This window comes from Mycoplana sp. BE70 (assembly GCF_031455855.1).
Taxonomy (GTDB): domain Bacteria; phylum Pseudomonadota; class Alphaproteobacteria; order Rhizobiales; family Rhizobiaceae; genus Mycoplana.
This window is the reverse complement of the sequence record NZ_JAVDTM010000002.1, coordinates 360,653-386,316: the sequence shown is the minus strand read 5'-3', so window position 1 is coordinate 386,316 and position 25,664 is coordinate 360,653. Positions and strand designations below refer to the sequence as shown.

Below are 25,664 nucleotides of genomic sequence, written 5' to 3'. Positions count from 1 at the left end.
ATTCGCGCTCGCCGGGACCGATCAGACCCGTCGCAAGGGCATACGAGTTGTTTTGAAGATTTAATGAGTGCGGTGTTTTGCGAATGTTCGACCGCTGACTAGCTCAGAGCCTTTATGAAGTCCAAGATATTTTGTTTCTTTGTCAGCGAGCGCCCACGATGGGGTGACACGGGCCGCCACGGCGTGTCAGCGTAAAAGCGTTATAAAAGAGCATTTTACGCAATTGAATGGCGGAGAGGGGGGGATTCGAACCCCCGATACCCTTGCAGGTATGCCGCATTTCGAGTGCGGTGCATTCAACCACTCTGCCACCTCTCCGCATCGCCGGTTGGCGCCAAAAGGCGCGGTCGGGTACATAGCGGCTGTCTTTTCGCCTTGCAAGGGGATGGCGCGCACAAAAGCGAACTAATTCCATTCGATCCGGCGAAACGTTCTTGACAGTTTTCGGAACCTCGCCTAATGCCGCACGTGCGTGGCAATGGGCAAATGCCATTTGTGCGTGGAATGGTGCTCTGTGCGTGCCGCTTGCGACACCTTGCAGGCCCTCCTTCACCGGCGGACATGTCAATGTCCGTCAAACCCGACTGATAAAAAGACGGCCGCGTCCCTCGGACGAGAGCCGGAACGAACATGAAAGGACAAGAAATGTTCGCAGTCATCAAGACCGGCGGTAAGCAGTACCGCGTGGCGGCCAACGATGTCGTGACGGTTGAAAAACTCTCCGGCGCCGCTGGCGACAAGATCGAATTTGTCGAAGTGCTGATGGTCGGCGAAGGTGCCGACGCAACGATTGGCGCTCCGTTCGTCGAAGGCGCGGTTGTGACCGCCGAAGTCGTCGAGCAGGGCCGCGCCAAGAAGGTCATCGCCTTCAAGAAGCGTCGCCGCCAGAATTCCAAGCGTACGCGCGGCCATCGCCAGCACCAGACGACCGTCCGCATCGTCGAGATCGCGGCAGCCGGCGGCAAGGCCAAGAAGTCTTCCAAGAAGGCTGAAGCCGCTGCCGAAGCAGCAGCGAACTGAGACAACGGACAGGTAAAGGAGAACTCCAATGGCACACAAAAAAGCTGGCGGTTCCTCGCGTAACGGTCGCGATTCCGAGTCCAAGCGCCTCGGCGTGAAGAAGTTCGGCGGCGAAGCCGTCCTCGCAGGCAACATCATCGTGCGTCAGCGCGGTACGAAGTGGCATCCGGGCGCCAATGTCGGCCTCGGCAAGGACCACACGATTTTTGCGCTTACGGCGGGCAACGTGAACTTCCGTACGAAGGCTAATGGCCGCGTGTACGTGTCCGTAATGCCGAAAGCCGAAGCAGCGGAATAAGCCGGTAGCGCTCTAAAACAGCCGGCGTCTCATCGACCCGGCTGATGCTACAGGTGTCAAACCTGCAGAAACAAAAGGGGAGATGGGGCAATCCATCTCCCCTTTGTTCATCTGGAGGATTGAGCCATGATCAGCGAAATGTTGCGGGAAGGCCAAGCCCGGTCTCCCGAAGAACGGCCAAGGCCGGAACGGTCGAGGACCGATTGTCCCATATTGCTGTCGCACAGGCTGGTCCTGCGCGCCCCGCATGAAGACGACATCGACGCCCTTGCCCATCTCGCCAACAACGCCAACATCGCCAATATGGTCGCCCGCATGCCGCATCCCTACACGATCGCGGACGCGGCCGACTTCGTGCGACGCACAAAAGCCGGCGCGATTGGCAAGTGCGTCTATGCGATCACCAAGGCGGACAATGGCGCGTTTCTCGGCTGCTGCGGGATCGAACCGCACGAGGACGGCAAGACCGTCGAGCTCGGCTACTGGCTGGGCGAGCCATACTGGAACCAGGGCTACGCGACGGAAGCGGCGCAGAGCCTGACGGACATGGTCTTCCGCACCCGCGACGTCGAGCAGATCGATGCACGCGTGCGCGTCATGAACATCGCCTCGCGCCGGGTCATCCAGAAGTGCGGCTTCCAATTCCAGGCGACCGGCATGGTCCAGAGCCTTGCCGTCGGCGGCATGGTGCCGGTCGAATGGTACCGGCTCGACCGCAAGACCTGGGTCTCGCTGAAGAGCTGGGGGAACATCGGATGAGCGCGCGGCCGTCGCAACGGGTGTCGTATGCTCAGTCTGATCCCGGGGCCACGCCGGTCGTTGCGACCGAACGGTTGACGCTGCGTCCGCATCGGATCGCCGATGCGGACGCGATCGCCCAGTCACTCGGCGACTTCCGCGTCTCCCGCATGCTGGCGCCGGTGCCTGTACCGTTTGACCGGCAGGATGCAGAGGAGTGGCTTTCCAGCGTCACCAGCGGGCTTCTTCCCGGCTGGACGCTGGCGATCACCACCGGCGACGACGTGCATCTCGGGGTGGTCTCCTTCGAGTGGCGGGCCGGGGCGTGGCATCTCGGCTACTGGCTCAACCGCTTCTTCTGGGGGCGGGGCTACATGAGCGAGGCCGTGCACGCCGCCACCAGCCGCTTTCTCATACGCATGCCGGGCGTGGAGATCTGTTCCGGCGTCTTCGCCGACAACCAGGCCTCGCTGAGGGTTCAGGAGAAGATCGGCTTTCGCATCACCGGCCTGAGCGAGATCTATTCGACCGCACGCAATGCGATGGTCCCGCATGTCGAGACCCGCCTTCTTGCTGGCGACTTTCGCCCGGCGCAGCCACGCGGTAAACCAGCCAACCGATGAGTTGAGCCGATGGCGGCCGTTCCGCCATCGGCCGTTCCTTTAGGCGAGCTCGAACCAGACGGGCAAATGGTCGGAGCCGGTCGCCGTTTCGTCCACCCAGGCCTCCTTGAGGCGCCCGACGAGGCCGTGGCTGACAAAGCAATAGTCGAGGAACATCCGATGGTCGTGGTCGTCGGGATCAATCCAGCTGTAGCTGTCCGGGCGTCGCCCGCCGAGGCCGGCGAGCACATCCAGCGGATTGGTAGCGCGGATTTGGCGGCCGTAATAGCTGTCGATTTCGCCGGCCATGGCGCAATACTCCGGCGATTCGGGAACCATGTTGAAATCACCCATCAGCACATAGTCGTCCGGAAACGGGGGCTCGCGCAGGCCGAATTCCTCGGCGCCGGAAATCGCGCCGCCGTCGAATCCGTAGGCCTGAACGCGTTCCTTCAGATAGCGGATCTGCTCGATCCGTTCGCCGCGGTAGATGTGGTCGAGGTGGACGGAATAGACGCGAAGCGCGCCGCCCGGCGCATTGATGACGGCCTCGGTCGCCCCGCGTTGCAGGTTGAGCTTGCCGATCGTGCGGCTGCGCGGCAGCAAGATGAGGCGCGAGGCGAGGATTGGATCGCGCGACAGCACCATGTTGCCGAACTGGAAACGGCGACTCACGGCGCGGCCGTTCTCGATCGCCGAGCCGGCGTCGACATCACAAGCGGGCCAGTAAACGGAGAAGTACGCCGGCAAAAGCGCCTGCAATTCGGCGACCATGTCGATGTTGCCGTTGCGGTGGAAACCGCGCGTCACTTCCTGCAGCGCGATGACATCGGCGCCCTCGATTTCGGAAGCGATGCGCCTCAGGTCCAATCGGCCATCGAGGCCGACGCCGTACTGGATGTTGTAGCTGACGAATTTCACGATAGTCTTTGACCTCTGCTGGAACCGGCTATATCGATGGCGGCAAATTGATGATCAGGCGCTAGACAACCAAGAACGGCAAACCGATGAAGTTTCTCGACGAAGCAAAAGTCTATATCCGCTCCGGCGACGGCGGGGCAGGGGCTGTCTCGTTTCGCCGCGAGAAATTCATCGAATTCGGTGGTCCGGACGGCGGCGATGGCGGGCGCGGCGGCGACGTCTGGGTCGAGGCGGTCAACGGCCTGAATACGCTGATCGACTTCCGCTACCAACAGCACTTCAAGGGCGCCACCGGCACGCACGGCATGGGGCGCAACCGGACTGGTGCCAATGGTGCTTCGGTGACGCTGAAGGTGCCCGTCGGTACCCAGATCTTCGAAGAGGACAACGAGACGCTGATCGTCGACCTGACCGAAGAAGGGCAACGCTTCCGGCTTGGCGCGGGCGGCAATGGCGGCTTCGGCAACGCCCACTTCAAATCGTCGACGAACCAGGCGCCGAACTGGGCCAATCCCGGCCTTGAGGGCGAGGAAAAGACGATCTGGCTGCGGTTGAAGCTGATCGCAGATGCCGGGCTCGTCGGCCTGCCGAACGCCGGAAAGTCTACGTTCCTCGCAACCTGCACGCGGGCGCGGCCGAAGATTGCCAACTATCCTTTCACTACGCTGCACCCGAACCTCGGGGTCGCCACGGTCGACGGGCGGGAGTTCATTCTCGCCGACATCCCCGGCCTGATCGAAGGCGCGCACGAGGGCACCGGTCTCGGCGACCGTTTTCTTGGCCATGTGGAGCGTACGCGCGTTCTTCTGCACCTCGTCTCGGCGCAGGAGGAAAAGGTCGGCAACGCCTACAAGATCGTCAAGCACGAACTGGAGGCCTATGGCGGCGGCCTGACCGACAAGCCGGAGATCGTGGCGCTCTCGCAGATCGACGTGCTCGATGAGGACGAGCTGAAGAAGAAGGCGAAGGAACTGGAGAAGGCATGCGGGCAGAAGCCGCTGCTTTTGTCGGCGATCACGAACGTCGGCATGCTGCAGGCCCTGCGCGCGCTTCGCGACGAGATTGTCCGCTTCGGGTCGGAAGAACAGGACGAGGCTTGAGATGGCCGCAACCCGCCAGCCGCTGTCGAAGCATCGGCGCATCGTCATCAAGATCGGCTCCGCCCTTCTCGTCGATCGCGCAAGCGGGCTGAAAACGAGCTGGCTCGACGCGATCTGCGCCGACATTGCCACCCTGCGTAAGGGCGGCACCGAGGTGCTTGTCGTCTCCTCCGGCGCGATCGCGCTTGGCCGCACCGTCCTTGATCTGCCGAAGGGCCCGCTGAAGCTGGAGGAAAGCCAGGCGGCGGCGGCTGTCGGCCAGATCGCGCTTGCCCGCGCCTGGTCGGAAAGCCTGTCGACGGATGGCATCGTCGCCGGTCAGATCCTGCTCACCCTTGGTGATACCGAGGAGCGCCGCCGCTACCTGAACGCCCGCGCCACGCTGAACCAGCTCCTGAAGCTCGGCTCGGTACCAATCATCAACGAGAACGACACGGTGGCGACGACGGAAATCCGCTACGGCGACAACGATCGGCTCGCCGCGCGCGTCGCCACCATGGCCGGTGCCGATCTGCTCGTCCTGCTGTCGGATATCGACGGCCTCTACACCGCTCCGCCGCATCTGGATCCCGATGCGCGCTTCCTTGAAACGATTGCAGAGATCACGCCGGACATAGAGGCGATGGCGGGCGGGGCGGCCTCGGAGCTTTCCCGCGGCGGCATGCGCACCAAGATCGATGCCGGCAAGATCGCAACCGGCGCCGGCTGCGCGATGATCATCGCTTCGGGCAAGACTGACCATCCCCTGCGGGCGATCGATGCCGGCGCCCGCTCCTCGTGGTTTGCTCCTTCGGGCTCGCCGGTGACCGCGCGCAAGACCTGGATTGCCGGGCAGTTGCAGCCGGCCGGCACACTTGCGATCGATGCCGGGGCGGAAAGTGCCCTGCGTTCGGGCAAGAGCCTGCTGCCCGCTGGCGTGCGCGCCGTCTCGGGAACATTTTCCCGCGGCGACACGATCGCCATCATCGGTACGGGCGGACGGGAATTCGCCCGCGGACTGGCAAGCTACGATGCCGACGAGGCGCGCCAGATCGCCGGCAAGAAGTCGGCGGAAATCGCTGGGATCCTCGGCTATGCCGGGCGCGCGGCGATGGTGCATCGCGACGATCTCGTCATGACCGGCGCGGCAAAGGCGGACGGCGCGACGGCGCAGGAGAAGGATGCCGCCCATGCCTGACCAGCGCCAGACGAGCAGCGACGTGACCGAACTGATGGCCGAGATCGGCCGGAACGCGCGCGCCGCTAGCCGACCGCTTGCGCTCGCCACGACCGCGACCAAGAATGCTGCGCTCGAAGCGATGGCGCAGGTGATCCTCTCGGATCGTGATCAGATCCTTGCTGCCAATGCGATCGATCTTGCCCGGGCGCGTGAGGGCAGGCTCGCTGCCTCCCTCATCGACCGGTTGACGCTGACGCCGGAGCGGATCGATGCGATCGCAGCCAGCATTCGCGACATCGCCGCCTTCAAGGATCCGGTCGGTGACGTGATTGCCGAATGGGATCGGCCGAACGGCCTGCATATCGAGCGCGTGCGCACGCCGCTCGGCGTCATCGGCGTGATCTACGAGAGCCGGCCGAACGTGACGGCGGATGCGGGGGCGCTCTGCCTGAAGGCCGGCAATGCGGTGATTCTGCGCGGCGGTTCCGACAGTCTCCATTCGTCGCAGGCGATCCACGCCTGCCTAGTGCGTGGCCTGCTCGAGGCCGGCCTGCCGGAGCACGCGATCCAGATGGTGCCGGTCGCAGACCGCGCGGCAGTGGGCGCAATGCTCACCGGCCTCGGCGGCTCGATCGACGTCATCGTGCCGCGCGGTGGGAAGAGCCTTGTCGCACGAGTGCAGAACGAGGCGCGCGTGCCGGTGTTCGCGCATCTCGAGGGCCTCTGCCACATCTACGTCGATCAATCCGCCGACCTTGACATGGCCCGCACCATCGTCGTCAATTCCAAGATGCGCCGGACTGGTATCTGCGGCGCGGCGGAAACGCTGCTGATCGACCGGGCGGCGGCATCGACGCATCTCGCTCCGCTGCTGGATGCGCTCAAGACGGCCGGCTGCGAAGTTCGCGCCACGGAGGAAATCCGCGCGCTCGTTGCCGGTCTGGAATCTGTCGGCGAAACGGACTGGTCGACGGAATATCTCGACGCGATCATCTCGGTGACGCTGGTCGACGGCGTCGAAGGCGCCATTGCGCACATCAACCGCTGGTCCTCGGCGCACACGGAAGCGGTGGTCGCGCAGGACCAGGCGGTGGCCGAGCGATTCTTCGCCGAGATCGACTCGGCGATCCTGCTGCACAATGCCTCGACCCAGTTTGCCGATGGCGGCGAATTCGGAATGGGCGGCGAGATCGGCATCGCAACGGGCAAGATGCACGCGCGCGGGCCGGTCGGCGTCGAGCAGCTGACCTCGTTCAAGTACAGGGTGCGCGGCACCGGACAGGTGCGGCCCTAGGTGCCGCCCGAGGCCGTCGAGGCGCGATACCTGCGGATGCCGCATGTCGAGCAAGGGATGGTCGTCGGCCTGTTCGGCGGCTCCTTCAACCCGCCGCACGAGGGCCACGTGCTCGTCGCCGAGATTGCGCTGCGCCGGCTTCAGCTCGATCAGCTCTGGTGGATGGTGACGCCGGGCAATCCGCTGAAGGATCGCCGTCACCTGGCGCCTTTGGAAGAGCGCCTGCGGTTGTCCGAAGCGATAACCGGGGACCCACGCATCAAGGTCACGGCGTTCGAGAAGACGATCGGCCAGAGCTATACGGCAAGGACGCTGGACGTCGTCAAGGCGCGCAATCCCGGCGTCAGGTTCGTCTGGATCATGGGCGCCGACAACCTGCAGGGCTTTCATCGCTGGCAGAGCTGGCAGAAGATCGTCCGGACATTTCCCATCGCGGTGATCGACCGACCGGGATCGACGCTCGCCTATCTGTCGTCGAAAATGGCAAAGACCTTCGACCGCGCCCGCGTCGACGAGGACGATGCCGGCGCGTTGGCGTTCCGCAGGGCGCCGGCCTGGACCTTCATTCACGGCCCGCGTTCGCCGCTCAGTTCAAGTGCGCTGAGGCAGCGCCAGGAGCTGGAGAAACACGCCGAAAGCAAGTGATGTCTTGAAACCGATAGGCATTGGTGCCTAAATCTAGCGGTGGTTCGTCGCGAGTGGCGCGAATCGCAACCGTGCTGGACCTGTTCAAAGGAAAGGAAATACACTGACAACAGCGCACGCGAAGGGAAGCGTCAGTAGCGCACTTCCCAAAAGCGCAGGACGCGGCGACGATGCCGCCGACCGCGCTCTTCAAGTGGTCCTCGCAAGCCTCGAGGACTCGAAGGCAGAAGATATCGTCACGATCGACATCGTCGGAAAATCCGCACTGGGCGACTACATGGTGGTCGTGTCCGGACGGTCGAACCGTCATGTCGCGGCGATCTGCGACCATCTGCTCACCGACCTCAAGGACGAGGGCTTCGGTTCCGCCCGCGTCGAAGGACTGGAGGCCGGCGACTGGGTGCTGATCGACACGGGCGACATCATCGTCCACGTGTTCCGTCCTGAAATCCGCGAGTTCTACAACATCGAAAGGATGTGGGCGGCTCCGGACATGGAAGAGAGCATGTTGCACTAGATCGTCGCACCGCCCGGCTTCGGGCGCCGCGTGCGGCCATGTTTGACCTTGCACCCGCTCGGGTGAGCGTTGCCGCTGTGTGCGACGGAGGAACCGGATAGATGCGGATCGGGCTTTTTGCGGTCGGACGGCTCAAGGCCGGGCCTGAGCGGGACCTTGCCGCGCGCTATCTTGACCGCTTCGCGAAGTCCGGACCGCCGATCGGCCTCGAACTCGGCAAGCTTGTCGAGGTTGCCGAGAGCCGTGCCTCCAACCCCGACACCCGCAAGCGTGAGGAAGCCGCTCTGCTCGAAAAGGCGCTGCCGGCCGACGCGGTGCTCGTACTGCTCGATGAGCGCGGCAAGGCGCTCGGTTCGGAGGAGTTTGCCGGGCTGATCGGCCGCTGGCGCGACGCCGGCAAGCGCGACGTGATGATCGCGATCGGCGGGGCTGACGGCCTCGACCCCGCGCTGCATGCGCGCGCCGAGGCGGTCCTCTGCCTCGGCAAGATGACCTGGCCGCACCAACTCGTGCGCATTCTCATTGCCGAGCAGCTCTATCGCGCCACGACCATTCTCTCCGGTCATCCCTATCACCGCGCCTGACGATTTCTGCGTCGTCGGGGATTTCGCTCGTCCCCGGACGCAATTTTGGCGTTGTTCCTTGGCGAAATCGGCAAATCGGCTTAGACGGACATTGGAACGGCAACGCGCGGGAAAATGATCACGTCCGCAACACCCATGAACACCAGGCGCCACGCGGCTCGCGGACCGGAACGGCCGCGCCCGTTCATTGTGGCCGTGCTCGGATTTTGCCTCGCCCTGCCTGCCGCACCGCTCCGCGCCGAACCGGCCTCCGCCCCAGTCGCGGCCGGAAAGGTCGGCCGACAGGTGACGGTCGAGGTTGACCCCGCCGCGGCGATCGCCCTTCGGCGCGACAGCACGCGGCGCGAACTGGAGGCGCTGTCGAACACCATCACGCTTTCGGAGGAAAAGGCGCGCGAACTCGAGGCCGGCATCGGCAAGCTGGAGAAGGACCGCGCGTCGCTGCGCGAGGCGATCGTCCAGTCCGCCAGGACGCGCAAGGAGATGGAGGCCAAGATCCTTGCCGGCGAAAAGCGGCTTGCGGCGATGCGGAGCGAGGAAGACGCCGTCCGCGGCTCCCTGCATGAGCGTCGTGGCCTGCTCGCCGAGGTGCTCGCGGCTCTGCAGCGAATGGGCCGCAACCCGCCGCCGGCGATCCTCGTCACCCCCGACGATGCGCTCGCTTCGGTCCGCAGCGCGATCGTGCTGGGCGCGGTCGTGCCCGGCATCCGGGCCGAGACGGAGCGGCTGGTCGCCGACCTGCAGCAACTGGCCACGGTCCGGATGGATATCGACAAGGAGAAGGCCGACCTCGCCGTCGCCATGACGAACCGGCTGGAGGAGGAACGGCGCTCCGAACTGCTGATCAGCGAGAACGAGGCGCTGGCGGCCGCAAACGCCCGCACGCTTGACGCCGAGCGGCGGCGGGCGGAGGAACTCGCCGGTCGCGCAACCAGCCTCGAGGGCCTCATCGGCAGCATGGAGCGCGAGATCACGTCGGTGCGCGAGGCGGCGGCGCTGGCGCGGGTGCAGGAGGCCGAACGTGCCAAGCAAACGGAGGCCGAGCGCCAGCGTGCGCGCGACGCCGCACTGTCGGGTTCGCCCGACAAAAACCGCATTGCTCCGGCATATGCGTTTTCGGAGTTGCAGCAGCGCCTCGATTACCCCGTCGCGGGCGATGCGCTTCGGCAATTCGGCGAGGCGGATGGAACGGGCCATTCGTCCCAGGGGCTGATACTTGCGACCAACCCGGGCGCGCTCGTGACGGCACCGGCCGATGGCTGGGTCGTTTTCGCGGGCGCCTTCAGAAGCTACGGGCGCATGATCATCCTCAATGTCGGCGACAATTTCCACCTGGTGCTGTCGGGCATGGACCGGGTGAATGTCCGTGAAGGACAGTTCGTCGTGGCAGGGGAGCCGCTCGCTGTCATGGGGGAGAAAAGAGTGGCAAGTGTAAACGCATTGGCGCTGGAAACCGACCGGCCGACGCTTTACATTGAATTCCGAAAAAACGGCAAACCGGTTGATTCCCGACCGTGGTGGTCCGCTACTGTCTCTGGAAAGGCAAGCAATGATTCGTAGGGCTTCCCTTGTTCTCGTCGGAGCACTGTTGGGTGCGACGGCCATGAGTTCGATCTACTCGTTGACGATGCCGGCCGAAGCTGCAGGCGCGTCGACCTATCGCGAACTTTCCATTTTCGGCGACGTGTTCGAGCGCGTCCGCGCGCAGTACGTGACGCCGCCGAAGGAAGACCAGCTGATCGAGAACGCCATCAACGGCATGCTGTCCTCGCTCGATCCGCACTCGTCCTACATGAACGCCAAGGACGCCGAAGAGATGCGCACGCAGACGCGCGGCGAGTTCGGCGGGCTCGGCATCGAGGTGACGATGGACGAGGAACTCGTCAAGGTCATCACGCCGATCGACGACACGCCGGCGGCGCGGGCGGGCGTTCTCGCCGGCGACCTGATCTCGAAGATCGATGGCCAGGACGTCCGCGGCCTGAAGCTCGAGGAAGCCGTCGACAAGATGCGCGGCAAGGTCAACACGCCGATCAAGCTGACGATCCTGCGCAAGGGCGCCGACAAGCCGATCGAACTGACGATCGTGCGCGACATCATCGCCGTCAAGGCCGTGAAGTTCCGCGTCGAAGGCGACGTCGGCTATCTGCGGGTCATCTCCTTTACCGAGAAGACCTTCGACGACCTCGAAAAGGGCATCGAGAAGATCAAGGCGGATGTCCCAGCCGACAAGCTGAAGGGCTTTGTCCTCGACCTGCGCCTCAACCCGGGTGGCCTGCTCGACCAGGCGATCAACGTTTCCGACGCCTTCCTGGAGCGCGGCGAGGTCGTTTCGACCCGCGGCCGCAATGAGGACGAGACCCGCCGCTTCAACGCCTCGCCGGGTGACCTGACCGACGGCAAGCCGCTCGTCGTCCTGATCAACGGCGGCTCTGCCTCCGCTTCGGAGATTGTCGCCGGCGCACTGCAAGACCTGCGCCGCGCCACCGTGGTCGGCACCCGGTCGTTCGGCAAGGGCTCCGTGCAGACGATCATCCCGATGGGTGATGCCGGCGCGCTGCGCCTGACGACGGCGCTCTATTACACGCCGTCGGGCAAGTCGATCCAGGGCACCGGCATCACGCCGGACATCAAGGTCGACCAGCCGCTGCCGCCGGAGCTGCAGGGCAAGCTCGAGACCGCAGGCGAGTCCAACCTGCGCGGCCACATCAAGGGCCAGAGCGAGAACGACGAGGGGTCGGGCTCCGCTGCCTACGTGCCGCCGGAAGCCAAGGATGACCTACAGCTGCAGTACGCGCTCCAGCTGCTGCGCGGCGAGAAGACCGATCCGTCCTTCCCGGCCAGCCCGGAAAAGGCCGAGCTGAAGAACTGACGCCTCACGCCCCGGAGGATCGCGGCGATCAAACCGGGGCTCGCTCCTTTCGGCACGGACCTGTCACTTGGGAACGGATCTCAACGCACCGCTCGGCCAGAATCGGAAGGCTGCGTCCGGCCGCGTAAAGTCGTCCCGTTTTTCTGCCGCCCGCGCCGCTGTTGCCGTTGCGGGCGTCTGCGTAGTCGGCCTTTCGTTGTGGACGGCGCTGGCGCCCCGCGGCAACCTGGTAGCGCCGGAGAAAATCGCTCCGCCGGAGGCGCCGGCAACGGAGGAGGCTGGCACCGCGCAACCCGCTGCCGAGCCAGGCGGGCCGGCGGCGGGTATGCGCCGTCAACGGGGTCAATCCGGCGCCAACATCGATGAAACCCGAACTGCCGACGGCAATATCGTGCGGAAGTTCACGCCGAAGGATCGGGGTGACGGCGGGCCGCTCATCCTCGATGCCAGCAGGGTGGGCCAGGACCCGCGTTTCGCCGCGCTTCCAAACGAGGACCTGCTCGAAACCACCGCTCATGGAAAACTACCCGTCACAGGGCCGGACGGCCTGCGCCCGGTCGAACAGTATGCGCGGCCCTGGTCGGGCGCGCGCGGCACCCGGATTGCAATCGTCGTCGGTGGCCTCGGGCTGAGCCAGACGGGAACGCAGCGGGCGATCCGCGACCTGCCGGGCGAGGTGACGCTGGCATTCGCCGCGAGCGGCAACAGTCTGCCGCGCTGGATGCAGGAGGCACGCCGCAACGGCCACGAAATCCTGCTGCAGGTGCCGCTGGAACCCTTTGACGATCCGGGCAACGATCCCGGCCCCCATACGCTTCGGACCGATTTCAGCGCGAAGAAGAATCTCGACCAACTGCATCGCGCCATGGGACAGATCACCAACTATACGGGTGTCATGAACTTCATGGGCGGACGGTTCCTGTCGAGCGCGGATGCGCTGGAGCCGGTCATGCGCGACATTGCCGATCGCGGTCTCCTCTTCCTCGATGACGGCAGCTCGGCGCAGTCCCTGTCGGGAACGGTTGCCGGCGCGCTGGAGATGCCGCACGCCTTCGCCGACCTGCAACTCGACTCGACGCTTTCGCGTGACGCGATCCTGCGCAAGCTGGATGAACTCGAACGTGTCGCCCGCCGCAACGGCACGGCGATCGGCGTCGCGTCGGCCTTTGACGAAAGCGTGCAGGCGATCGCGGATTGGACACAGGAGGCCGGCCAGCGCGGCATCGAGATCGTCGGCGTGGCTGCCCTCGCCGACCAGGACCCGACACAATAGGCATGCCGATGAGCAAGAAAGCGAAAAAGCCCGTGCAACCCGAGGATCTGCCCTACCGGCCATGCGTCGGCATCATGGTGTTGAACAGGGATGGCCTCGTCTGGGCGGGGCGGCGCATCCCGATCGGGAACTCCGAATATGACGGCTCGCCGCAGCTATGGCAGATGCCGCAGGGCGGCATCGACCGCGATGAAGATCCGCTGGCGGCCGCATCGCGCGAGCTCTTCGAGGAGACCGGCATCCGCTCGGTCCAGCTGATTGCCGACGCCGGCCGCTGGATCAACTATGATCTGCCGCCGCATCTGATCGGGATCGGGCTGAAGGGAAAATACCGTGGTCAGACGCAACGCTGGTTTGCCTTCCGTTTCGAGGGCGACGAAAGCGAGATTGCGATCAACCCGCCGCCCGGCGGTCATGAGCCGGAATTCGACGCCTGGGAATGGAAGCCGATGCAGGCGTTGCCTGGGCTGATCGTGCCGTTCAAGCGCAAGGTCTATGAAGAGGTCGTTGCGGCCTTCGCCCATCTCGCGTCCTGACGCCGGACAGCCAATCGGTAAAGCTTAGGCGTTGGCGTGGACCAGTGCGCGTAGCATACTGACATTTCTCTCGTATGTTACTTCAACCCACCGGAGGGACGCTCCAGAATTCGCCTGGATCGTTGGAGGTGCGACATGACCGGTAACGACAAGTCGAATCCGAATGACGCTGTTCTCAGCGCCGAAGCCCTGCGCAAGCAAATTCTCGAGACGCAACTCGCCGACATGGAGCGGGAAGACAAGCTGCGGGATCGCAAAAGGGAAGAGCTCGCCAAGTTTACCGACGAGTTTTTTCACAAGCATGTCGGCGAGCAGGAGCGGGCCATGATCCGCAACGTCGTCGCACGCGCGGTCAAGGAAGGGAAAATGGAGGCCCTGGTCTACACGTTTCCGTCCGATTTCTGCAGCGACAGCGGGCGGGCGATTAACAACGCCGATCCGGACTGGCCGCAGACCCTGCAAGGCAAGGCGAAGGAGCTGTTCGACCGCTTCAAGGAAGTCGCACAGCCACAGGGTTACCGGCTGAAGGCGATGGTGATCAATTTCCCCGGCGGCGTTCCAGGCGATATCGGTTTTTACCTCAACTGGGAGCCCCCGGTCACCTGAGCCGGCCTGTTTCCAAGGCGAGGCGATCGTCCGTTGCCGAGGGGAAACCACATGGACGACAGATCGTCTTCCGCTCCTCAACCGGTGACACCCGACCAGACGACAATCGAACGGCGGGTGACCGATTACGTGCGGCTGGGTATCGTCGCCCTCTTTGCCTACTGGTCGTTCACGCTGGTCGCGCCATTTCTCGTGATCGTGATCTGGGCGGGCATCCTGACCGTTGCGCTCTATCCGGCTTATCAGGCGCTCCGGGTCGCGCTCGGCGGCAGCAAGCGGCTGGCGGCGACCGTGATAACGCTGCTGAGCCTGGCCATCATCATCGGCCCGCTGGCGGCGATCGCGCTGAACTTCGTCGAAGCAACCGATTGGCTGATGACGAAACTGGAAACCGGTTCGCTGCAAATTCCGATACCATCGGAAGCCATCAAGGAGTGGCCGGTCGTCGGCGAGCGCGTCTATGACGCCTGGCGGCTTGCCTCCGAGAACTTGAAGGGCACGCTGGAGCGCTTTGAGCCGTCGCTGCTGGACCTGGGCGGTGATGTTCTCGGCAAGGCCGCCCGTGTCGGCTTGGGATTGCTGAGTTTCATGGCGTCTGTGGTGATTGCGGGATTCTCCTTCGGTCACGGGCCGCAACTGGCCATCGGCATCAACCGCCTTGCCGATCGCATCGCCGGCGACCGTGGAGTGGGCTTTGTCCGGCTGGCGGCCGCGACGATCCACAATGTCGCCAGAGGCGTCATCGGCGTCGCCATCTTTCAGGCCGTTCTGGTAGGGATCGTTCTGTATGTGTTTGCAGTCCCCGCCTCCGGCGGGCTGACCTTCATCGTCCTGATCCTGTGTATCGTCCAGGTCGGCCCGGCGCCGGTGCTGCTGCCCCTGATCATCTGGGCGTGGATGACGAAGGACCTTGGCTATGCGCTGTCGTTGACGGCGTTTCTTGTCCCGGTTGCCGTCATCGACAACGTTCTGAAACCGATCCTAGTGTCGCGCGGGCTCTCGACGCCGATGCTGGTGATCCTCATGGGGGTCCTCGGCGGCACGCTCTCCTACGGGCTCATCGGGCTGTTTCTCGGCCCGATCGTGCTGAGCGTGTTCTACGATCTGCTGGTCGCGTGGCTCCGGGGCCCCTCCGCGCTGGACAGCGGCAAGCTGCCGCTGCCGTGGCAGGACCGGTCGGAATAGAGATCGGTTTCAAGCGACGTCCGGCACTAGTCTCCGAGGCGTCTTGTCTTCCTCGTAGTCATCAGGTCGCTTCTGGCGCTTGCCAAGGTCCGGCGCGTCGAACTTGACCTTCTCATAGGGGATCGACTTGAGGATGTGAGAGATGCAGTTGATCCTGGCACGCTCCTTGTCATCCGAAGGCACGATCCACCAGGGAGAAATGTCGGTGTCGGTCGCCCGCAGCATCTCGTCATAGGCACGCGTGTAGTCCCACCACTTCCGGTAGGATTCCACATCCATCGGACTGAGCTTCCACTGGCGCAGCGGGTCGTCGATGCGACGCCGGAAGCGGCGTTCCTGTTCGTCTTCACTGACCGTCAGGAAGTATTTGAGCAGGATGATCCCGCTTTCGACGATGGCGGCCTCGAACCTTGGCGCCAGTTCCAGGAAACGCCGGGCTTTCTTGTCGCTGCAAAAGCCCATGACACGATCGACGCCGGCGCGATTGTACCAGCTGCGATCGAAGATCACGATTTCGCCGCCTGCCGGCAGGTGCGCGATATAGCGCTGCATATAGATCTGCGATTTCTCGCGGTCGCTTGGCGCCGGCAACGCGGAGACGCGAAACACCCGCGGGCTTACGCGCTCGGTGATGCGCTTGATGATGCCGCCCTTGCCCGCAGCGTCGCGTCCCTCGAAAATGATGACAACGCGCGCACCCGACTTCTTTATCCAGGCTTGAAGATGGGCAAGTTCGACCTGCAGCTTCTCCATCTGCTTGTTGTAGTCGCGGACCTTGCCGTTCTCCTTAGAAGCATTCTCCTTCGCATCGTGCTTCTTGTTCATCGCATCTCTCCCGGTTGCCTGTTTGATTCATTGGCCGCGGATTTCGGTTCGGCGGTCCGAAACGCCTGGAGCGCGTCGTCCAGATCCTCGAAGACGAGCGCTGGACCAATGCGCTCGATCAGCCCCCCGCGCTCGAGAAGGACCTTCGCTTCGGCATGGAGTTCTGCCAGGCAAAGCGCGATGCCGCGCCCGCCGAGTTCGGCGCGAACCTCCTCCAGCATCGCGACGGCGGTGCTGTCCATTTGTGCGATTGCGCCGGCATCGATCACGAACCACCGCGTTCCAGCTGGCAAAGCCGCGGTGATTTCATCCAACCTTCCCCGAACATGGTCGGTATTGAAAAACAACAGGCTGCCTTGGAGGATCCATATGACGATTCCCGGCACCGCCTGCGCCTCCGGGAAGCGATGCAGCTTGTAGAAACCGTCGCGTCCCTGGATGCGTCCGAGCAAAGCGTCGCGCGGATACATCATGTTGCGCAGCAGGTAGACGAGCGTTCCCGCGATCGCCACGATGACGCCGTTGAGGACGCCGAAACTGATGGCGCCCCACATGGTGACCAGCGCAAAGGCGAATTCCACCCGGCTGATGCGCCAGATCTGGCGCAGTTCGTCGACATCGATGAGACTGAGGGCGGCGGAAACGAGAATGGCGGCCAGGGCGGCGACTGGCAGGATCCGCAGGGCATCGTTGAGGAAAAGAAGAACGGCGATCAGGGCCGCGGCAGAGACCAGGCCGGCCAGTTGGGAGCGCCCGCCGATCGACAGGTTTATCGCCGTTCGCGAATCGGAAAAGCTGATCGGAAACGATCCGAACAGGCCTGCTGCGAGCTGGGCGCTGCCAAGGCCGATCAGCTCCCGGTTCGCATCGACCGCTTCCCCCGTGCGCGCACCGAAGCTGCGCGCAGTCACCGCTCCGGAGCCGAAGCTGACCAGGAAGATGGCGGCCGAGCCGAGAACCAGACTGGTAAGCGGCAAGCCCGCCGCCAACGGCAACGAAAATGAAGGGAGAGCGGTGGGTATGTCGCCGACGACGGCAATGCCGTGGGACTGGAAATCGAACAACGCCGAAAGGGTGACGGCGAGCACGACGACGACGACAGGGCCGGGGATGGGCGATCTCAATGCCCTTGCCGCCTGCAGCACGACAAACATGCCGGCTGTCAACGCGACCGTCGGCCAATGGATCAGATCGCGCTTGGCGACAAGTTCCAGCAGCGGCGGGATCAGCCCGTCCGACACGATCTTCATGCCGGTCATGCGGCCAATCTGGCCCACCAGGATCGACAGCGAAATACCGGCAAAGAACCCCACCAGGATCGGCCTGGAGAGGAAAGTCGCAAGCACGCCGAGCCGCAAGGCGCTCGCACCGAGGCAGATCACTCCCACTCCGAGGGCAAGGGTGGAGGCAAGTGCGATGCGATCGATCGGCGTCGCCGCCGGCATGGCGGCGGCGACGGATGCCATTGCGGCGGCAAGCACCGTCATCGTTCCTGCATCGGGTCCAACGATTAGCCGCCGCGACACGCCGAAGATGGCGTAGGCGATCGGCGCCGCAATGCTAGCATAGATTCCGGTCTGGGGCGGAAGTCCGGCGATCACCGGGTAGGCGATGGCGCTCGGGAGGCCGACGGCGGCGATGGACAACCCGGCCGAAATGTCGTCGCGCAGCCAGCCGACGCGATAGTCCGAAAAGCCCCGGAAGATCGGCAGGGCCAGGCTCATGCCGCGACCCCGTCGAGGAGGCGGTCACCGGTCTCGGCCCGCCTGCCGACTTGCGAGGAGGAGGCCCTGACGCACAATCGGACTGGCCGTCGCGGACCACACATCTCAGTGCTCCAGGAAGACGTAGTTCATCCAGGCGCTCATGCGCAGCAGGACCTTGCGTAGGATCGAGACGTGATGCCAGTGATGCGTGTAGACAGCTACATCCGCAACGACGCCGCCCGGCAACTGATAGGCGCTCGTGTCCTCGAGAATGTCGATCCGGGCGAGCGTCTGGCCGGGCTGCAGACGCTCCGGCGCCTGCGGATCGATGAGGGCGCCGGTCGGCTGCAACTGGCCCTGGGCCATCACGTCGATGATGCCGGAGACTTTTGCCTTGAAGATCTTGCCGGGCACGGCCTTGAACGACACTTCCGCGTCATCGCCGACGTTTACGCGCTGTAGGGAATTCTGGATGAAGGCGGCCGCGAGCATGCGGTCCTCGCTGTTGATGAAGACCATGACCGGGCGGAGCGGCAAGGGGTTGGCCATCATACCGGGGCGAAGGAAGACCTGGCTGACATAGCCGTCGCTGGGCGCACGGATGGTCGTCTGGTCAAGATCGAACTCGGCATTGCGCAATTCGGCAGTCAGGCGCGCGACGGCGGGGTTCACACCATTGATCTGCGATTCATAGGCCAGGCGCGCCTGCTGCGCCTGCGCCTGGGCGGTGCCGACGGCGGCGACCTGCGCCAGAAAGAGGCCGCGGCGGTTTTCGACCTCCAGCTCCGAAACAGCCGAATTACCGGTCCGCTGCATCGAGTTCTCGAAGATTTCCCTGTAGCTTTCGAAGCTCTCCTGTGCCCGATCGCGATCGGCAATCGCACCTTCGACGACCGAGTTGGCCGCATCCATAGCGGCCTTCAACTGTTGGACCATCTGCTCGGCTTCGGCCAACGCTGCCTTTTTCTGGTCGACCGTAAACTGGTAGGGCCGCGGATCGATGCGGAACAGCACATCTCCTTTCTTCAGCGGCGTATTCGCGGTCACCGGCACATCCACGACGATGCCGCCGACGGCGGGAATCACCGGCGCCGAGGTGAAGTAGATGCGCCCGTCGCTGGAAAAGGGATGATTGTAGCTCATCAACAGGATGAGCCCAGAGATCAGAAAAATGCCGCCAAGAACTGCCGTGGAAACCGTCCATTGGGTGATCGGAATCCGGAAGATCTTGAAGACCGCGATGCAGATGGCGGCATAGGTCAGGATGAGCAGCAGATCCATCAGGCGGGCTCCCTCGTCTGCAGTTTCAGTTGCTCTTCAAGCTCCTGAACCCGAGCCTGGAGGACTGCGACTTCCGCATTCGCCTCTTTTTCCGACTGCAGCTTGCCGTCCTGTCGGATGCCCCACCCGCGGTCCTCGCGATAGAGCGTCGCCCAGATAAAAAGAAAGGGCCAGATCACGTGCAGCGTAAACAGGCTGACCCAGCCGGCCACATGGATGGCGTCCTGATGCGGATGATTGCGCTTCTTCGCAATCAGATGGGGAATGTCGTGAATGGCGATGATCCCGTAAAAGATGGTCAGCACCATGAAGAGAAGAACACCGAGCGCAAAGTAGTCCAGAAACACGTCCACTCCTCCGCAAGCCGCGCCCCTGCCTCAAGCCGGATGATCTCGGATTAGCCCGCGGCCTTCAATGTCCCGATCCTAGCGCGCATGAAGGGTGGACGCCCGTAGCATCATGTAATCTCTATCGGTTCGATATCGACGACGTCCGGCCGCGAGCAAGGCGTTGCGGTGCCTGACGCGGGCGGGGTCCAACCGCGCCGCACCGAGTTGCCGCCGATTTAGCATGTAATAAACTAGCGAATCATTTCATGCTGCGGCACACTCTGGATTGCGTGCGAGACAAAGGCGGAAACATGAACAGCAAAGCCCTTTTGGTTGCCACTGGTTCAGTGCTCCTCTTCCCTCAAGTTGGCCGTGCTGCCGACGCCATCGTCGCGGCGGCGCCGGAACCGATGGAGTATGTCCGCGTCTGCGATGGCTTCGGCGAGGCCTACTTCTACATTCCCGGTACCGAGACCTGCCTGAAGATCGGCGGCTATCTGCGCGTCGACATCTCTGGCGGTGATCCGAACGGGCAGGATACTTTTCCGGACGGCGGCGCCGAATTTCCGAATGGCGGCGGCGACTCCTGGTTCACGCGATCGCGCTTGAGTTTCCGCATCAGCACGGCAACCGACACGGAATACGGCGCCCTGAAGACCTATGCCGAGACCCTGTTCAATCGAGACAACAACAACGGCGGCAGCGTCGGTCTCGAGATCGGCACGATCGAGCTGGCCGGTTTCCTCGTCGGCTACGTCGACACGCTCTATACAGATTTCACCGATGATGCGGGCAATGGCATCAACGACTACTACGACGTCAACTACGGCGATTTCCACCAGACGCAGATCCGCTACACCTATGACCCCGGCAACGGCTTCGTCGCCGCGATCTCGCTTGAGGATGACAGCGATCCGAGCGGCAGCACGGTCGATGACGTCGACGAGGGCGACGACGACTATGTGCCGGACATCATTGCAGCCGTGGGCTACGTCACCGACCCGTTCAAGGCGCGCCTCGTCGGCGCCTATGACTCGTCGATGGAGGAAGGCGCGATCAAGCTGCGTCTGGACGGCACGATCGGCGACCTGTCGGTCTTTGCGATGGGCGGCTGGAATACCGACGGCGACCGCGTCAACAACTACGCCCAATGGGACGGCGCCTGGGCAGCGTGGATCGGGGCCTCCTACGTGCTGACGGAGAAGGCGACGATCAACGCCTCGATGAACTTCGACGAGGGCGGCGATATCGAAGGCGCACTCAACATCGCCTACGCCGTCGTCCCGGGTTTCGAGATCATTCCGGAACTCGACTTCCGCAACAAGATGGATGAGAAGGCCGGTCCGAACGCCGAAGACTGGGGCGGCGTCATCCGGTTCCAGCGGAACTTCTGACCGGCGAACGGTCGCGCCTACTCACTTCACGACGCGCAGGCGCCGCTTTTGCGGATCGTCTTCCTCGGTCGATTCCGCCTGCTTCGGCAGGGTGACGATCCGCCAGCCGAGGAACGTGAAGGCAATCGTCAGGAGCGGGTTCAGGATGTTGAAGAAGCAGAAGCCGGCGTAGGCGATCGTGCCGACGCCCAGGGCCGATGCCATGTAGGCCCCACAACTGTTCCAGGGGACCAGCGGCGAGGTCACGGTGGCGGTGTCGCCGATGACGCGCGACAACATCACCGGGGCGAGGCCGCGGTCTGCAAAAGCACCCTGGAAGGTCCGTCCCGGCAGGGCAATCGATATGTACTGATCCGAGGTGATGACGTTGGACAGGATCGCTGTCCCCGCCACGGTGGACACGATCCCGGTGCGGGATTTCACCCTGGCGACCAGCGGATCGATCAACCGGTTCAAGAGCCCGGCATGCTCCACCACCGCGCCGAAGGCCAGCGCGGTGATGATCAGCCAGACCGTGTTCAGCATACTCTCCATGCCGCCGCGGCTCAGGATCACGTCGATTGCCTTGTCGCCGCTCTCGACCGTGTAGCCGTTGGCAAGCGCGGACCATGTCCCTTTCAGCAAGGCCAGCGCATGGGGCAGGGTGGCGACATCGGCAAAGGCGACAACCCTTGCTGGGTCCTGGATCACCGCCAGCAGCGCGCCGGCAAGCGCCCCGGCAAAGATCGCGACAAAGGGCGCTACCCGACCGATCGACAGGCCGAAGACGAGAGCCAGCGGCAGAAAGGCCCAGAGCGAGACCTTTGCCTTTGCCTCCATACTCGATAGCAGCGCCGTTGCGTCGAAGTCGCCGGGCTTGCCCAGAAGCGCGAAAAGAACCACCGCGATGCCGAGCGCCGGCACCGACGTCCATAGCGATTCGCGGATATGACCGTAGATATCGGAGCCGGCCGTCGCCGCCGCGAGATTTACGGTGTCCGAGAGGGGAGAAGCCTTGTCGCCGAAATAGGCCCCGGAGATGATCGCCCCTGCTGTGATCGCCGGCGACAGGCCCATATGGGAGGCAACACCCATCAACCCGATACCGATCGTGCCGGCAACGGTCCAGGAACTGCCGATGCCGAAGGCCACCACCGCGCAGACCAGGGCCGTCGTGGCATAGAAATAGTTGGGGCTCAGCAGCTTGAGGCCATAATAGACCATCGACATGATGGTGCCGCTCATGGCCCATGTGCCGATCAGGGCGCCAACGGCAAGGAGGATCATGATCGCCGGCAGACCGGTTGCAATCCCGTCGGTAACCGCCTGACGGATGCCGGACCACGGCATCCCGTTCTTGTAGGCCACCCCTGCGGCGATTACTGCGCAGAACAACAGCGCGACCTGGTTCGGCCCCGATGAGGCTGCGTCGCCGAACAGCGCATAGGACAGCGCCAACAGCACGATGAGGGCGATGCAGGGAATGAGCGCATCGGTCAACGAAGGAGGGCGCAGTGTCGCGCGGTCTGAAGGTCTCTGCTCATTCGTGTCGGTCACGGCGACCCCCTACGTCGTTCGGACCCTCAATGCCACGTCAGGTCTGAGTAGCTTGCGTCGACGATCGTTCCTTTTTCCCCACCCACGATGGCGGCAATGTCGGCCAGCGCGCCGATCGCCGCTGCCTTGCCCGTCTCCCTGGCAAAGTGGCAGGCCGCGTCGACTTTCGGCCCCATCGAGCCGGCCGGGAAGGTGTACTGGGAAAGCGCCGCCGGACTGGCGCGGTGGATCGCCTTCTGGTTGGGCGTGCCCCAGTCGATGCAGACGGCCTGCGCATCCGTGGCCATGATGAACAGGTCGGCCTCAAGCTCGCGCGCCAGCAGCTCCGAGCAGAAGTCCTTGTCGATCACCGCCTCGACGCCTTTCAGGGTGCGTTCCTTGCCCGGCTCATACATGGTGGGTATGCCGCCGCCGCCGGCGCAGATCACGATGGTTCCCTTTTCCAGCAACCATTTCACCGGGCGGATCTCGAAGATTCGCTTCGGCATCGGCGAGGGGACCACCCGACGCCATTTGTCGCCGTCCTGCTTGAAGACCCAGTTCTTCTCGCCCGCGAGCCGGTCCGCGTCCGGCTTCTCGTAGACCGGCCCGACGAATTTCGTCGGGTTCTTGAAGCCGGGATCATTGCCGTCGACCTCGACCATCGTCAGCAGGGTGGCGAACGGGACCTCGAACGGCAGCAGGTTACCCATTTCCTGCTCCAGCATGTAGCCGATCATCCCTTCGGTCTCGGCGCCCAGCACGTCGAGCGGATAGGCCTCGTCCGGCTTGTAGGAGGCGCCCTGCAGGGCAAGCAGGCCAACCTGCGGCCCGTTGCCGTGGGTGATCACCACCTCGTGCTCCCGGGTGATGGGGGCAATGGCTTCGGCCGCTATGCGGATGTTTCGCCGCTGCACCTCTGCCGTCATCGGCTCGCCGCGCTTGAGCAGCGCGTTGCCACCCAGTGCAATCACGATGCGCATGATCAATCTCCCAGCGTTGCCACGAGAATCGCCTTGATGGTGTGCAAGCGGTTTTCCGCCTGTTCGAAGGCGACGTTCGCCTCGGACTCGAACACGTCGTTGGTGACCTCGAGCCCGTTGGACATGCCGTAGTCCTGGGCGATCTGCTTGCCGAGGACGGTCTCCGTATCGTGGAAGGCCGGCAGGCAGTGCATGAACTTGACCTGGCGGTTGCCGCTCGCCTTCATCAGTTCCTTGTTGACCTGGTAGGGGGTCAGCAGCTTGATCCGCTCTTTCCACACCTCCTTCGGCTCGCCCATGGAAACCCAGACGTCGGTGTGGATGAAATCCACGCCCTCGACGGCCGCCTTCGGGTCGTCGGTGATCATCAGCCGCGCCCCCGATTTCTCCGCGAGGTCTTCGGCGATCTTGCGATATTCGTCCGCCGGCCAGAGCGATTTCGGGCCGCAGATGCGCACATCCATGCCCATCAGGCAGCCGACGATCAGCAGCGAATGGCCCATGTTGGACCGCGTGTCGCCGACATAGGCATACTTGATGTCGGCGATCGGCTTGTCGCTGTACTCGCGCATCGTCATCACATCCGCCAGCATCTGGGTGGGGTGATACTCGTCGGTGAGGCCGTTGTAGACCGGCACGCCGGCATACTGGGCCAGCGTCTCGACGCCTTTTTGCGCCGACCCACGGTATTCGATCGCGTCATACATGCGTCCGAGCACGCGGGCGGTGTCCTTGAAGGATTCCTTGTGGCCGATCTGCGAGCCCGCGGGATCGAGATAGGTCACGTTCGCGCCCTGGTCGGAGCAGGCGACTTCGAACGCGCAGCGGGTGCGCGTCGAGGTCTTCTCGAAAATCAGGCAGATTTCCTTGCCTTCGAGGTGCTTCTGCTCCGTGCGGGCGTACTTGGCGCGCTTCAGGTCACGGGCGAGGTCGAGGAGAAAGCGGAACTCGCGCGGCGTATAGTCCTGTACCGTGAGAAGCGAACGGTTGCGAAGATTGAGGCTCATGATGCTGCTCCAAGACTGATGAAAGGTCGTATCGGCAAAAATCGTCAGGCCGGATCGCGCCAGATCGGGCAGGTCATGCAGTGCCCGCCGCCGCGGCCGCGCCCCAGTTCGGAGCCGCGGATGGTGATCACCTCGACCCCGGCCTTGCGCAGCAACGTGTTGGTGTGGGTGTTGCGGTCATAGGCGACCACCACGCCGGGCTCGATGGCGACGACGTTGTTGCCATCGTCCCATTGCTCGCGCTCGGCCTCGTAGGTGTTGCCGCCGGTCGCGACCGTCCGCAACTTCTTCAGCCCCATTGCTTCGGCGACGACCTCCAGCATCGGCTTTGTCTCCGGACGGACCTCGAACGTGCCGTCGTCGCCCTTCGGGTAGACGCTGTAGCAGCGGATCTGGTCGACCACGTCGGCAAACAGCGTGACGAGATCGCGGTCGCAGAAGCTGAACACGGTGTCGAGGTGCATCGCCGCACGGCTCTTGGGCATCAGGCAGCCGATGACGCGCGTCGCGGCCTTCGCCTTGAAGAGCGCCTGGGCAACCTGCCCGACGGCCTGGTAGGTCGTGCGCTCGCCCATGCCGATGAGAACGACGCCGTTGCCGACCGGCATGACGTCGCCGCCCTCCATCGTCGCATTGGCGAAGGGTTCGTCGGAGTCGCCCCACCAGATCTGGAAGTCGCCGCCCTTGAAGGACGGATGGAACTTGTACACCGCCCGTTGCACAAGGGTTTCCGCCCGACGCGCCGGCCAATACATCGGATTGCAGGTCACCCCGCCGTAGATCCAGCATGAGGGATCGCGCTGGAACAGCGTGTTCGGGATCGGCGGGATCACGAACTCGGGCGCGCCCAGCGCCTCGAGCATGAGGTCCTTGCCCCGGATGTCGGGCAGGTCCGAGACGGCGATGCCGCCGATCAGAAATGCGGCGAGCTGCTTGGAGGGCATTTCGTCCAGCCAGGGGCGCATCGCTTCGGCGACCTGGGTGCCGAGCACGTTGGGCACGATCCGGCGATCCAGGACGAAATCGCGCGCTTCCTTGTCGGCCAGTGCCTCGCCCAGCAGGTCATGAAGCTCGAGGACCTCGACGCCGCGCTCCTGCATCTTGAGCACGAAGTCGTAGTGATCCTTCTGGGCTTCATGGACCCAGATCACATCGTCGAAAAGCAGGTCGTGGCAGTTGGCGGGGGTCAGCCGCTGGTGGGCCAGCGACGGCCGGCAGACCATCACCGTCCTGAGCTTGCCGACCTCCGAATGGACACCGAAATTGCGCATCTT

Annotated in this window: 26 protein-coding genes and 1 tRNA gene; 17 read left to right on the top strand and 10 right to left on the bottom strand. The window is 63.9% G+C overall.

Annotation, left to right across the window (positions count from 1 at the left end):
* Positions 1-228: 228 nt before the first annotated feature.
* Positions 229-318 (bottom strand) — tRNA-Ser (locus J2Y48_RS05180).
* Positions 319-645: 327 nt separating this feature from the next.
* On the opposite strand from J2Y48_RS05180, the gene rplU reads away from it, so the two are divergent.
* From rplU to J2Y48_RS05160, 4 genes are all read left to right on the top strand, one after another.
* Positions 646-1,020, top strand: coding sequence for a 50S ribosomal protein L21 (gene rplU / locus J2Y48_RS05175; RefSeq protein ID WP_310413744.1), 375 nt, complete (start codon positions 646-648; stop codon positions 1,018-1,020).
* Between the two features lie 28 nt (positions 1,021-1,048).
* A complete protein-coding gene (rpmA, locus tag J2Y48_RS05170; RefSeq protein WP_310413741.1) occupies positions 1,049-1,318 on the top strand; it encodes a 50S ribosomal protein L27 in 270 nt (89 codons plus the stop codon).
* A 126-nt stretch (positions 1,319-1,444) separates the two neighbouring features.
* The gene (locus tag J2Y48_RS05165; protein ID WP_310413738.1) at positions 1,445-2,077 is read left to right on the top strand and encodes a GNAT family protein; all 633 of its coding nucleotides are present in this window, start codon (positions 1,445-1,447) and stop codon (positions 2,075-2,077) included.
* Positions 2,074-2,679: a GNAT family N-acetyltransferase gene (locus tag J2Y48_RS05160; protein WP_310413735.1), complete on the top strand. Its 606-nt coding sequence runs from the start codon at positions 2,074-2,076 to the stop codon at positions 2,677-2,679. The genes J2Y48_RS05165 and J2Y48_RS05160 overlap by 4 nt, the downstream gene beginning before the upstream one ends.
* A 39-nt stretch (positions 2,680-2,718) precedes the next feature.
* Here J2Y48_RS05160 and J2Y48_RS05155 read toward each other — a convergent pair whose 3' ends face one another.
* Positions 2,719-3,579, bottom strand: a complete 861-nt coding sequence (locus J2Y48_RS05155; RefSeq protein ID WP_310413732.1) for an endonuclease/exonuclease/phosphatase family protein — start codon at positions 3,577-3,579, stop codon at positions 2,719-2,721.
* An 86-nt stretch (positions 3,580-3,665) separates the two neighbouring features.
* Here J2Y48_RS05155 and obgE point away from each other — a divergent pair, with 86 nt between their 5' ends.
* The 12 genes from obgE (at position 3,666) to J2Y48_RS05095 (ending at position 15,350) form a co-directional block, all read left to right on the top strand.
* On the top strand, positions 3,666-4,679 hold the full coding sequence (gene obgE / locus J2Y48_RS05150) for a GTPase ObgE (RefSeq protein WP_310413728.1): 1,014 nt from the start codon (positions 3,666-3,668) through the stop codon (positions 4,677-4,679).
* Between the two features lies 1 nt (position 4,680).
* A complete protein-coding gene (gene proB / locus J2Y48_RS05145) occupies positions 4,681-5,856 on the top strand; it encodes a glutamate 5-kinase (RefSeq protein ID WP_310413725.1) in 1,176 nt (391 codons plus the stop codon).
* Positions 5,849-7,132, top strand: coding sequence for a glutamate-5-semialdehyde dehydrogenase (locus J2Y48_RS05140; RefSeq protein WP_310413722.1), 1,284 nt, complete (start codon positions 5,849-5,851; stop codon positions 7,130-7,132). Before proB ends, J2Y48_RS05140 begins: the two co-directional genes overlap by 8 nt.
* Before the next feature lie 36 nt (positions 7,133-7,168).
* Positions 7,169-7,777: a nicotinate-nucleotide adenylyltransferase gene (locus J2Y48_RS05135; RefSeq protein WP_310414320.1), complete on the top strand. Its 609-nt coding sequence runs from the start codon at positions 7,169-7,171 to the stop codon at positions 7,775-7,777.
* Between the two features lie 103 nt (positions 7,778-7,880).
* Positions 7,881-8,294 (top strand): ribosome silencing factor, encoded by a 414-nt coding sequence (gene rsfS / locus J2Y48_RS05130; RefSeq protein ID WP_310414317.1) that lies wholly within the window; start codon positions 7,881-7,883, stop codon positions 8,292-8,294.
* Positions 8,295-8,395: 101 nt separating this feature from the next.
* A complete protein-coding gene (gene rlmH, locus J2Y48_RS05125; RefSeq protein ID WP_310413719.1) occupies positions 8,396-8,878 on the top strand; it encodes a 23S rRNA (pseudouridine(1915)-N(3))-methyltransferase RlmH in 483 nt (160 codons plus the stop codon).
* A 135-nt stretch (positions 8,879-9,013) separates the two neighbouring features.
* Complete coding sequence (locus J2Y48_RS05120; RefSeq protein ID WP_310413715.1) at positions 9,014-10,438, top strand: murein hydrolase activator EnvC; 1,425 nt, start codon at positions 9,014-9,016, stop codon at positions 10,436-10,438.
* Positions 10,428-11,750: a S41 family peptidase gene (locus J2Y48_RS05115; protein WP_310413712.1), complete on the top strand. Its 1,323-nt coding sequence runs from the start codon at positions 10,428-10,430 to the stop codon at positions 11,748-11,750. The genes J2Y48_RS05120 and J2Y48_RS05115 overlap by 11 nt, the downstream gene beginning before the upstream one ends.
* Before the next feature lie 67 nt (positions 11,751-11,817).
* Entirely contained in the window at positions 11,818-13,023 is a 1,206-nt protein-coding gene (locus J2Y48_RS05110) for a divergent polysaccharide deacetylase family protein (RefSeq protein ID WP_310413709.1), read from the top strand.
* 8 nt (positions 13,024-13,031) lie between these two features.
* Positions 13,032-13,559 carry an RNA pyrophosphohydrolase gene (locus J2Y48_RS05105; protein WP_310413706.1) on the top strand — a complete coding sequence of 176 codons (528 nt, stop codon included), beginning with the start codon at positions 13,032-13,034 and terminating at the stop codon, positions 13,557-13,559.
* 135 nt (positions 13,560-13,694) lie between these two features.
* Positions 13,695-14,165 (top strand): hypothetical protein, encoded by a 471-nt coding sequence (locus J2Y48_RS05100; RefSeq protein ID WP_310413703.1) that lies wholly within the window; start codon positions 13,695-13,697, stop codon positions 14,163-14,165.
* Between the two features lie 51 nt (positions 14,166-14,216).
* Positions 14,217-15,350, top strand: a complete 1,134-nt coding sequence (locus J2Y48_RS05095; protein ID WP_310413701.1) for an AI-2E family transporter — start codon at positions 14,217-14,219, stop codon at positions 15,348-15,350.
* Positions 15,351-15,359: 9 nt separating this feature from the next.
* Here the strand turns inward: J2Y48_RS05095 and ppk2 are convergent, their stop codons facing one another.
* The 4 genes from ppk2 to J2Y48_RS05075 all read right to left on the bottom strand — a co-directional run bounded on the left by ppk2 (position 15,360) and on the right by J2Y48_RS05075 (position 19,509).
* Positions 15,360-16,175 (bottom strand): polyphosphate kinase 2, encoded by an 816-nt coding sequence (ppk2, locus tag J2Y48_RS05090; RefSeq protein ID WP_310413698.1) that lies wholly within the window; start codon positions 16,173-16,175, stop codon positions 15,360-15,362.
* On the bottom strand, positions 16,172-17,899 hold the full coding sequence (locus tag J2Y48_RS05085) for a SulP family inorganic anion transporter (protein WP_310413695.1): 1,728 nt from the start codon (positions 17,897-17,899) through the stop codon (positions 16,172-16,174). Before J2Y48_RS05085 ends, ppk2 begins: the two co-directional genes overlap by 4 nt.
* 105 nt (positions 17,900-18,004) lie before the next feature.
* Complete coding sequence (locus tag J2Y48_RS05080) at positions 18,005-19,162, bottom strand: HlyD family secretion protein (RefSeq protein ID WP_310413692.1); 1,158 nt, start codon at positions 19,160-19,162, stop codon at positions 18,005-18,007.
* Positions 19,162-19,509: a DUF3302 domain-containing protein gene (locus J2Y48_RS05075; RefSeq protein ID WP_310413689.1), complete on the bottom strand. Its 348-nt coding sequence runs from the start codon at positions 19,507-19,509 to the stop codon at positions 19,162-19,164. The genes J2Y48_RS05080 and J2Y48_RS05075 overlap by 1 nt, the downstream gene beginning before the upstream one ends.
* 293 nt (positions 19,510-19,802) lie before the next feature.
* Between J2Y48_RS05075 and J2Y48_RS05070 the strand changes: the two genes are divergently transcribed.
* The gene (locus tag J2Y48_RS05070; RefSeq protein ID WP_310413685.1) at positions 19,803-20,885 is read left to right on the top strand and encodes a porin; all 1,083 of its coding nucleotides are present in this window, start codon (positions 19,803-19,805) and stop codon (positions 20,883-20,885) included.
* Positions 20,886-20,906: 21 nt separating this feature from the next.
* On the opposite strand, the gene J2Y48_RS05065 is transcribed toward J2Y48_RS05070, so the two are convergent.
* From J2Y48_RS05065 to arcA, 4 genes are read right to left on the bottom strand one after another with little or no spacing between them, the layout of a single operon-like run.
* Positions 20,907-22,421 carry a Na+/H+ antiporter NhaC family protein gene (locus J2Y48_RS05065; protein WP_310413683.1) on the bottom strand — a complete coding sequence of 505 codons (1,515 nt, stop codon included), beginning with the start codon at positions 22,419-22,421 and terminating at the stop codon, positions 20,907-20,909.
* 26 nt (positions 22,422-22,447) lie between these two features.
* On the bottom strand, positions 22,448-23,383 hold the full coding sequence (arcC, locus tag J2Y48_RS05060; RefSeq protein ID WP_310413680.1) for a carbamate kinase: 936 nt from the start codon (positions 23,381-23,383) through the stop codon (positions 22,448-22,450).
* Positions 23,384-23,385: 2 nt separating this feature from the next.
* Positions 23,386-24,390: an ornithine carbamoyltransferase gene (locus J2Y48_RS05055; RefSeq protein ID WP_310413677.1), complete on the bottom strand. Its 1,005-nt coding sequence runs from the start codon at positions 24,388-24,390 to the stop codon at positions 23,386-23,388.
* Between the two features lie 44 nt (positions 24,391-24,434).
* Positions 24,435-25,661 carry an arginine deiminase gene (gene arcA, locus J2Y48_RS05050; RefSeq protein WP_310413675.1) on the bottom strand — a complete coding sequence of 409 codons (1,227 nt, stop codon included), beginning with the start codon at positions 25,659-25,661 and terminating at the stop codon, positions 24,435-24,437.
* Positions 25,662-25,664 lie beyond the last annotated feature (3 nt).

Coding starts and splice junctions, on each gene's coding strand:
- proB (WP_310413725.1), top strand. CDS start 4,681: ATGGCCGCAACCCGCCAGCCGCTGTCGAAGCATCGGCGCATCGTCATC.
- J2Y48_RS05095 (WP_310413701.1), top strand. CDS start 14,217: ATGGACGACAGATCGTCTTCCGCTCCTCAACCGGTGACACCCGACCAG.
- ppk2 (WP_310413698.1), bottom strand. CDS start 16,175: ATGAACAAGAAGCACGATGCGAAGGAGAATGCTTCTAAGGAGAACGGC.
- arcA (WP_310413675.1), bottom strand. CDS start 25,661: ATGCGCAATTTCGGTGTCCATTCGGAGGTCGGCAAGCTCAGGACGGTG.
- J2Y48_RS05085 (WP_310413695.1), bottom strand. CDS start 17,899: ATGAGCCTGGCCCTGCCGATCTTCCGGGGCTTTTCGGACTATCGCGTC.
- rlmH (WP_310413719.1), top strand. CDS start 8,396: ATGCGGATCGGGCTTTTTGCGGTCGGACGGCTCAAGGCCGGGCCTGAG.
- J2Y48_RS05120 (WP_310413715.1), top strand. CDS start 9,014: ATGAACACCAGGCGCCACGCGGCTCGCGGACCGGAACGGCCGCGCCCG.
- obgE (WP_310413728.1), top strand. CDS start 3,666: ATGAAGTTTCTCGACGAAGCAAAAGTCTATATCCGCTCCGGCGACGGC.
- J2Y48_RS05135 (WP_310414320.1), top strand. CDS start 7,169: ATGCCGCATGTCGAGCAAGGGATGGTCGTCGGCCTGTTCGGCGGCTCC.
- J2Y48_RS05055 (WP_310413677.1), bottom strand. CDS start 24,390: ATGAGCCTCAATCTTCGCAACCGTTCGCTTCTCACGGTACAGGACTAT.
- J2Y48_RS05140 (WP_310413722.1), top strand. CDS start 5,849: ATGCCTGACCAGCGCCAGACGAGCAGCGACGTGACCGAACTGATGGCC.
- J2Y48_RS05115 (WP_310413712.1), top strand. CDS start 10,428: ATGATTCGTAGGGCTTCCCTTGTTCTCGTCGGAGCACTGTTGGGTGCG.
- J2Y48_RS05160 (WP_310413735.1), top strand. CDS start 2,074: ATGAGCGCGCGGCCGTCGCAACGGGTGTCGTATGCTCAGTCTGATCCC.
- J2Y48_RS05080 (WP_310413692.1), bottom strand. CDS start 19,162: ATGGATCTGCTGCTCATCCTGACCTATGCCGCCATCTGCATCGCGGTC.
- J2Y48_RS05165 (WP_310413738.1), top strand. CDS start 1,445: ATGATCAGCGAAATGTTGCGGGAAGGCCAAGCCCGGTCTCCCGAAGAA.
- arcC (WP_310413680.1), bottom strand. CDS start 23,383: ATGCGCATCGTGATTGCACTGGGTGGCAACGCGCTGCTCAAGCGCGGC.
- rpmA (WP_310413741.1), top strand. CDS start 1,049: ATGGCACACAAAAAAGCTGGCGGTTCCTCGCGTAACGGTCGCGATTCC.
- J2Y48_RS05070 (WP_310413685.1), top strand. CDS start 19,803: ATGAACAGCAAAGCCCTTTTGGTTGCCACTGGTTCAGTGCTCCTCTTC.
- J2Y48_RS05105 (WP_310413706.1), top strand. CDS start 13,032: ATGAGCAAGAAAGCGAAAAAGCCCGTGCAACCCGAGGATCTGCCCTAC.
- J2Y48_RS05100 (WP_310413703.1), top strand. CDS start 13,695: ATGACCGGTAACGACAAGTCGAATCCGAATGACGCTGTTCTCAGCGCC.
- rplU (WP_310413744.1), top strand. CDS start 646: ATGTTCGCAGTCATCAAGACCGGCGGTAAGCAGTACCGCGTGGCGGCC.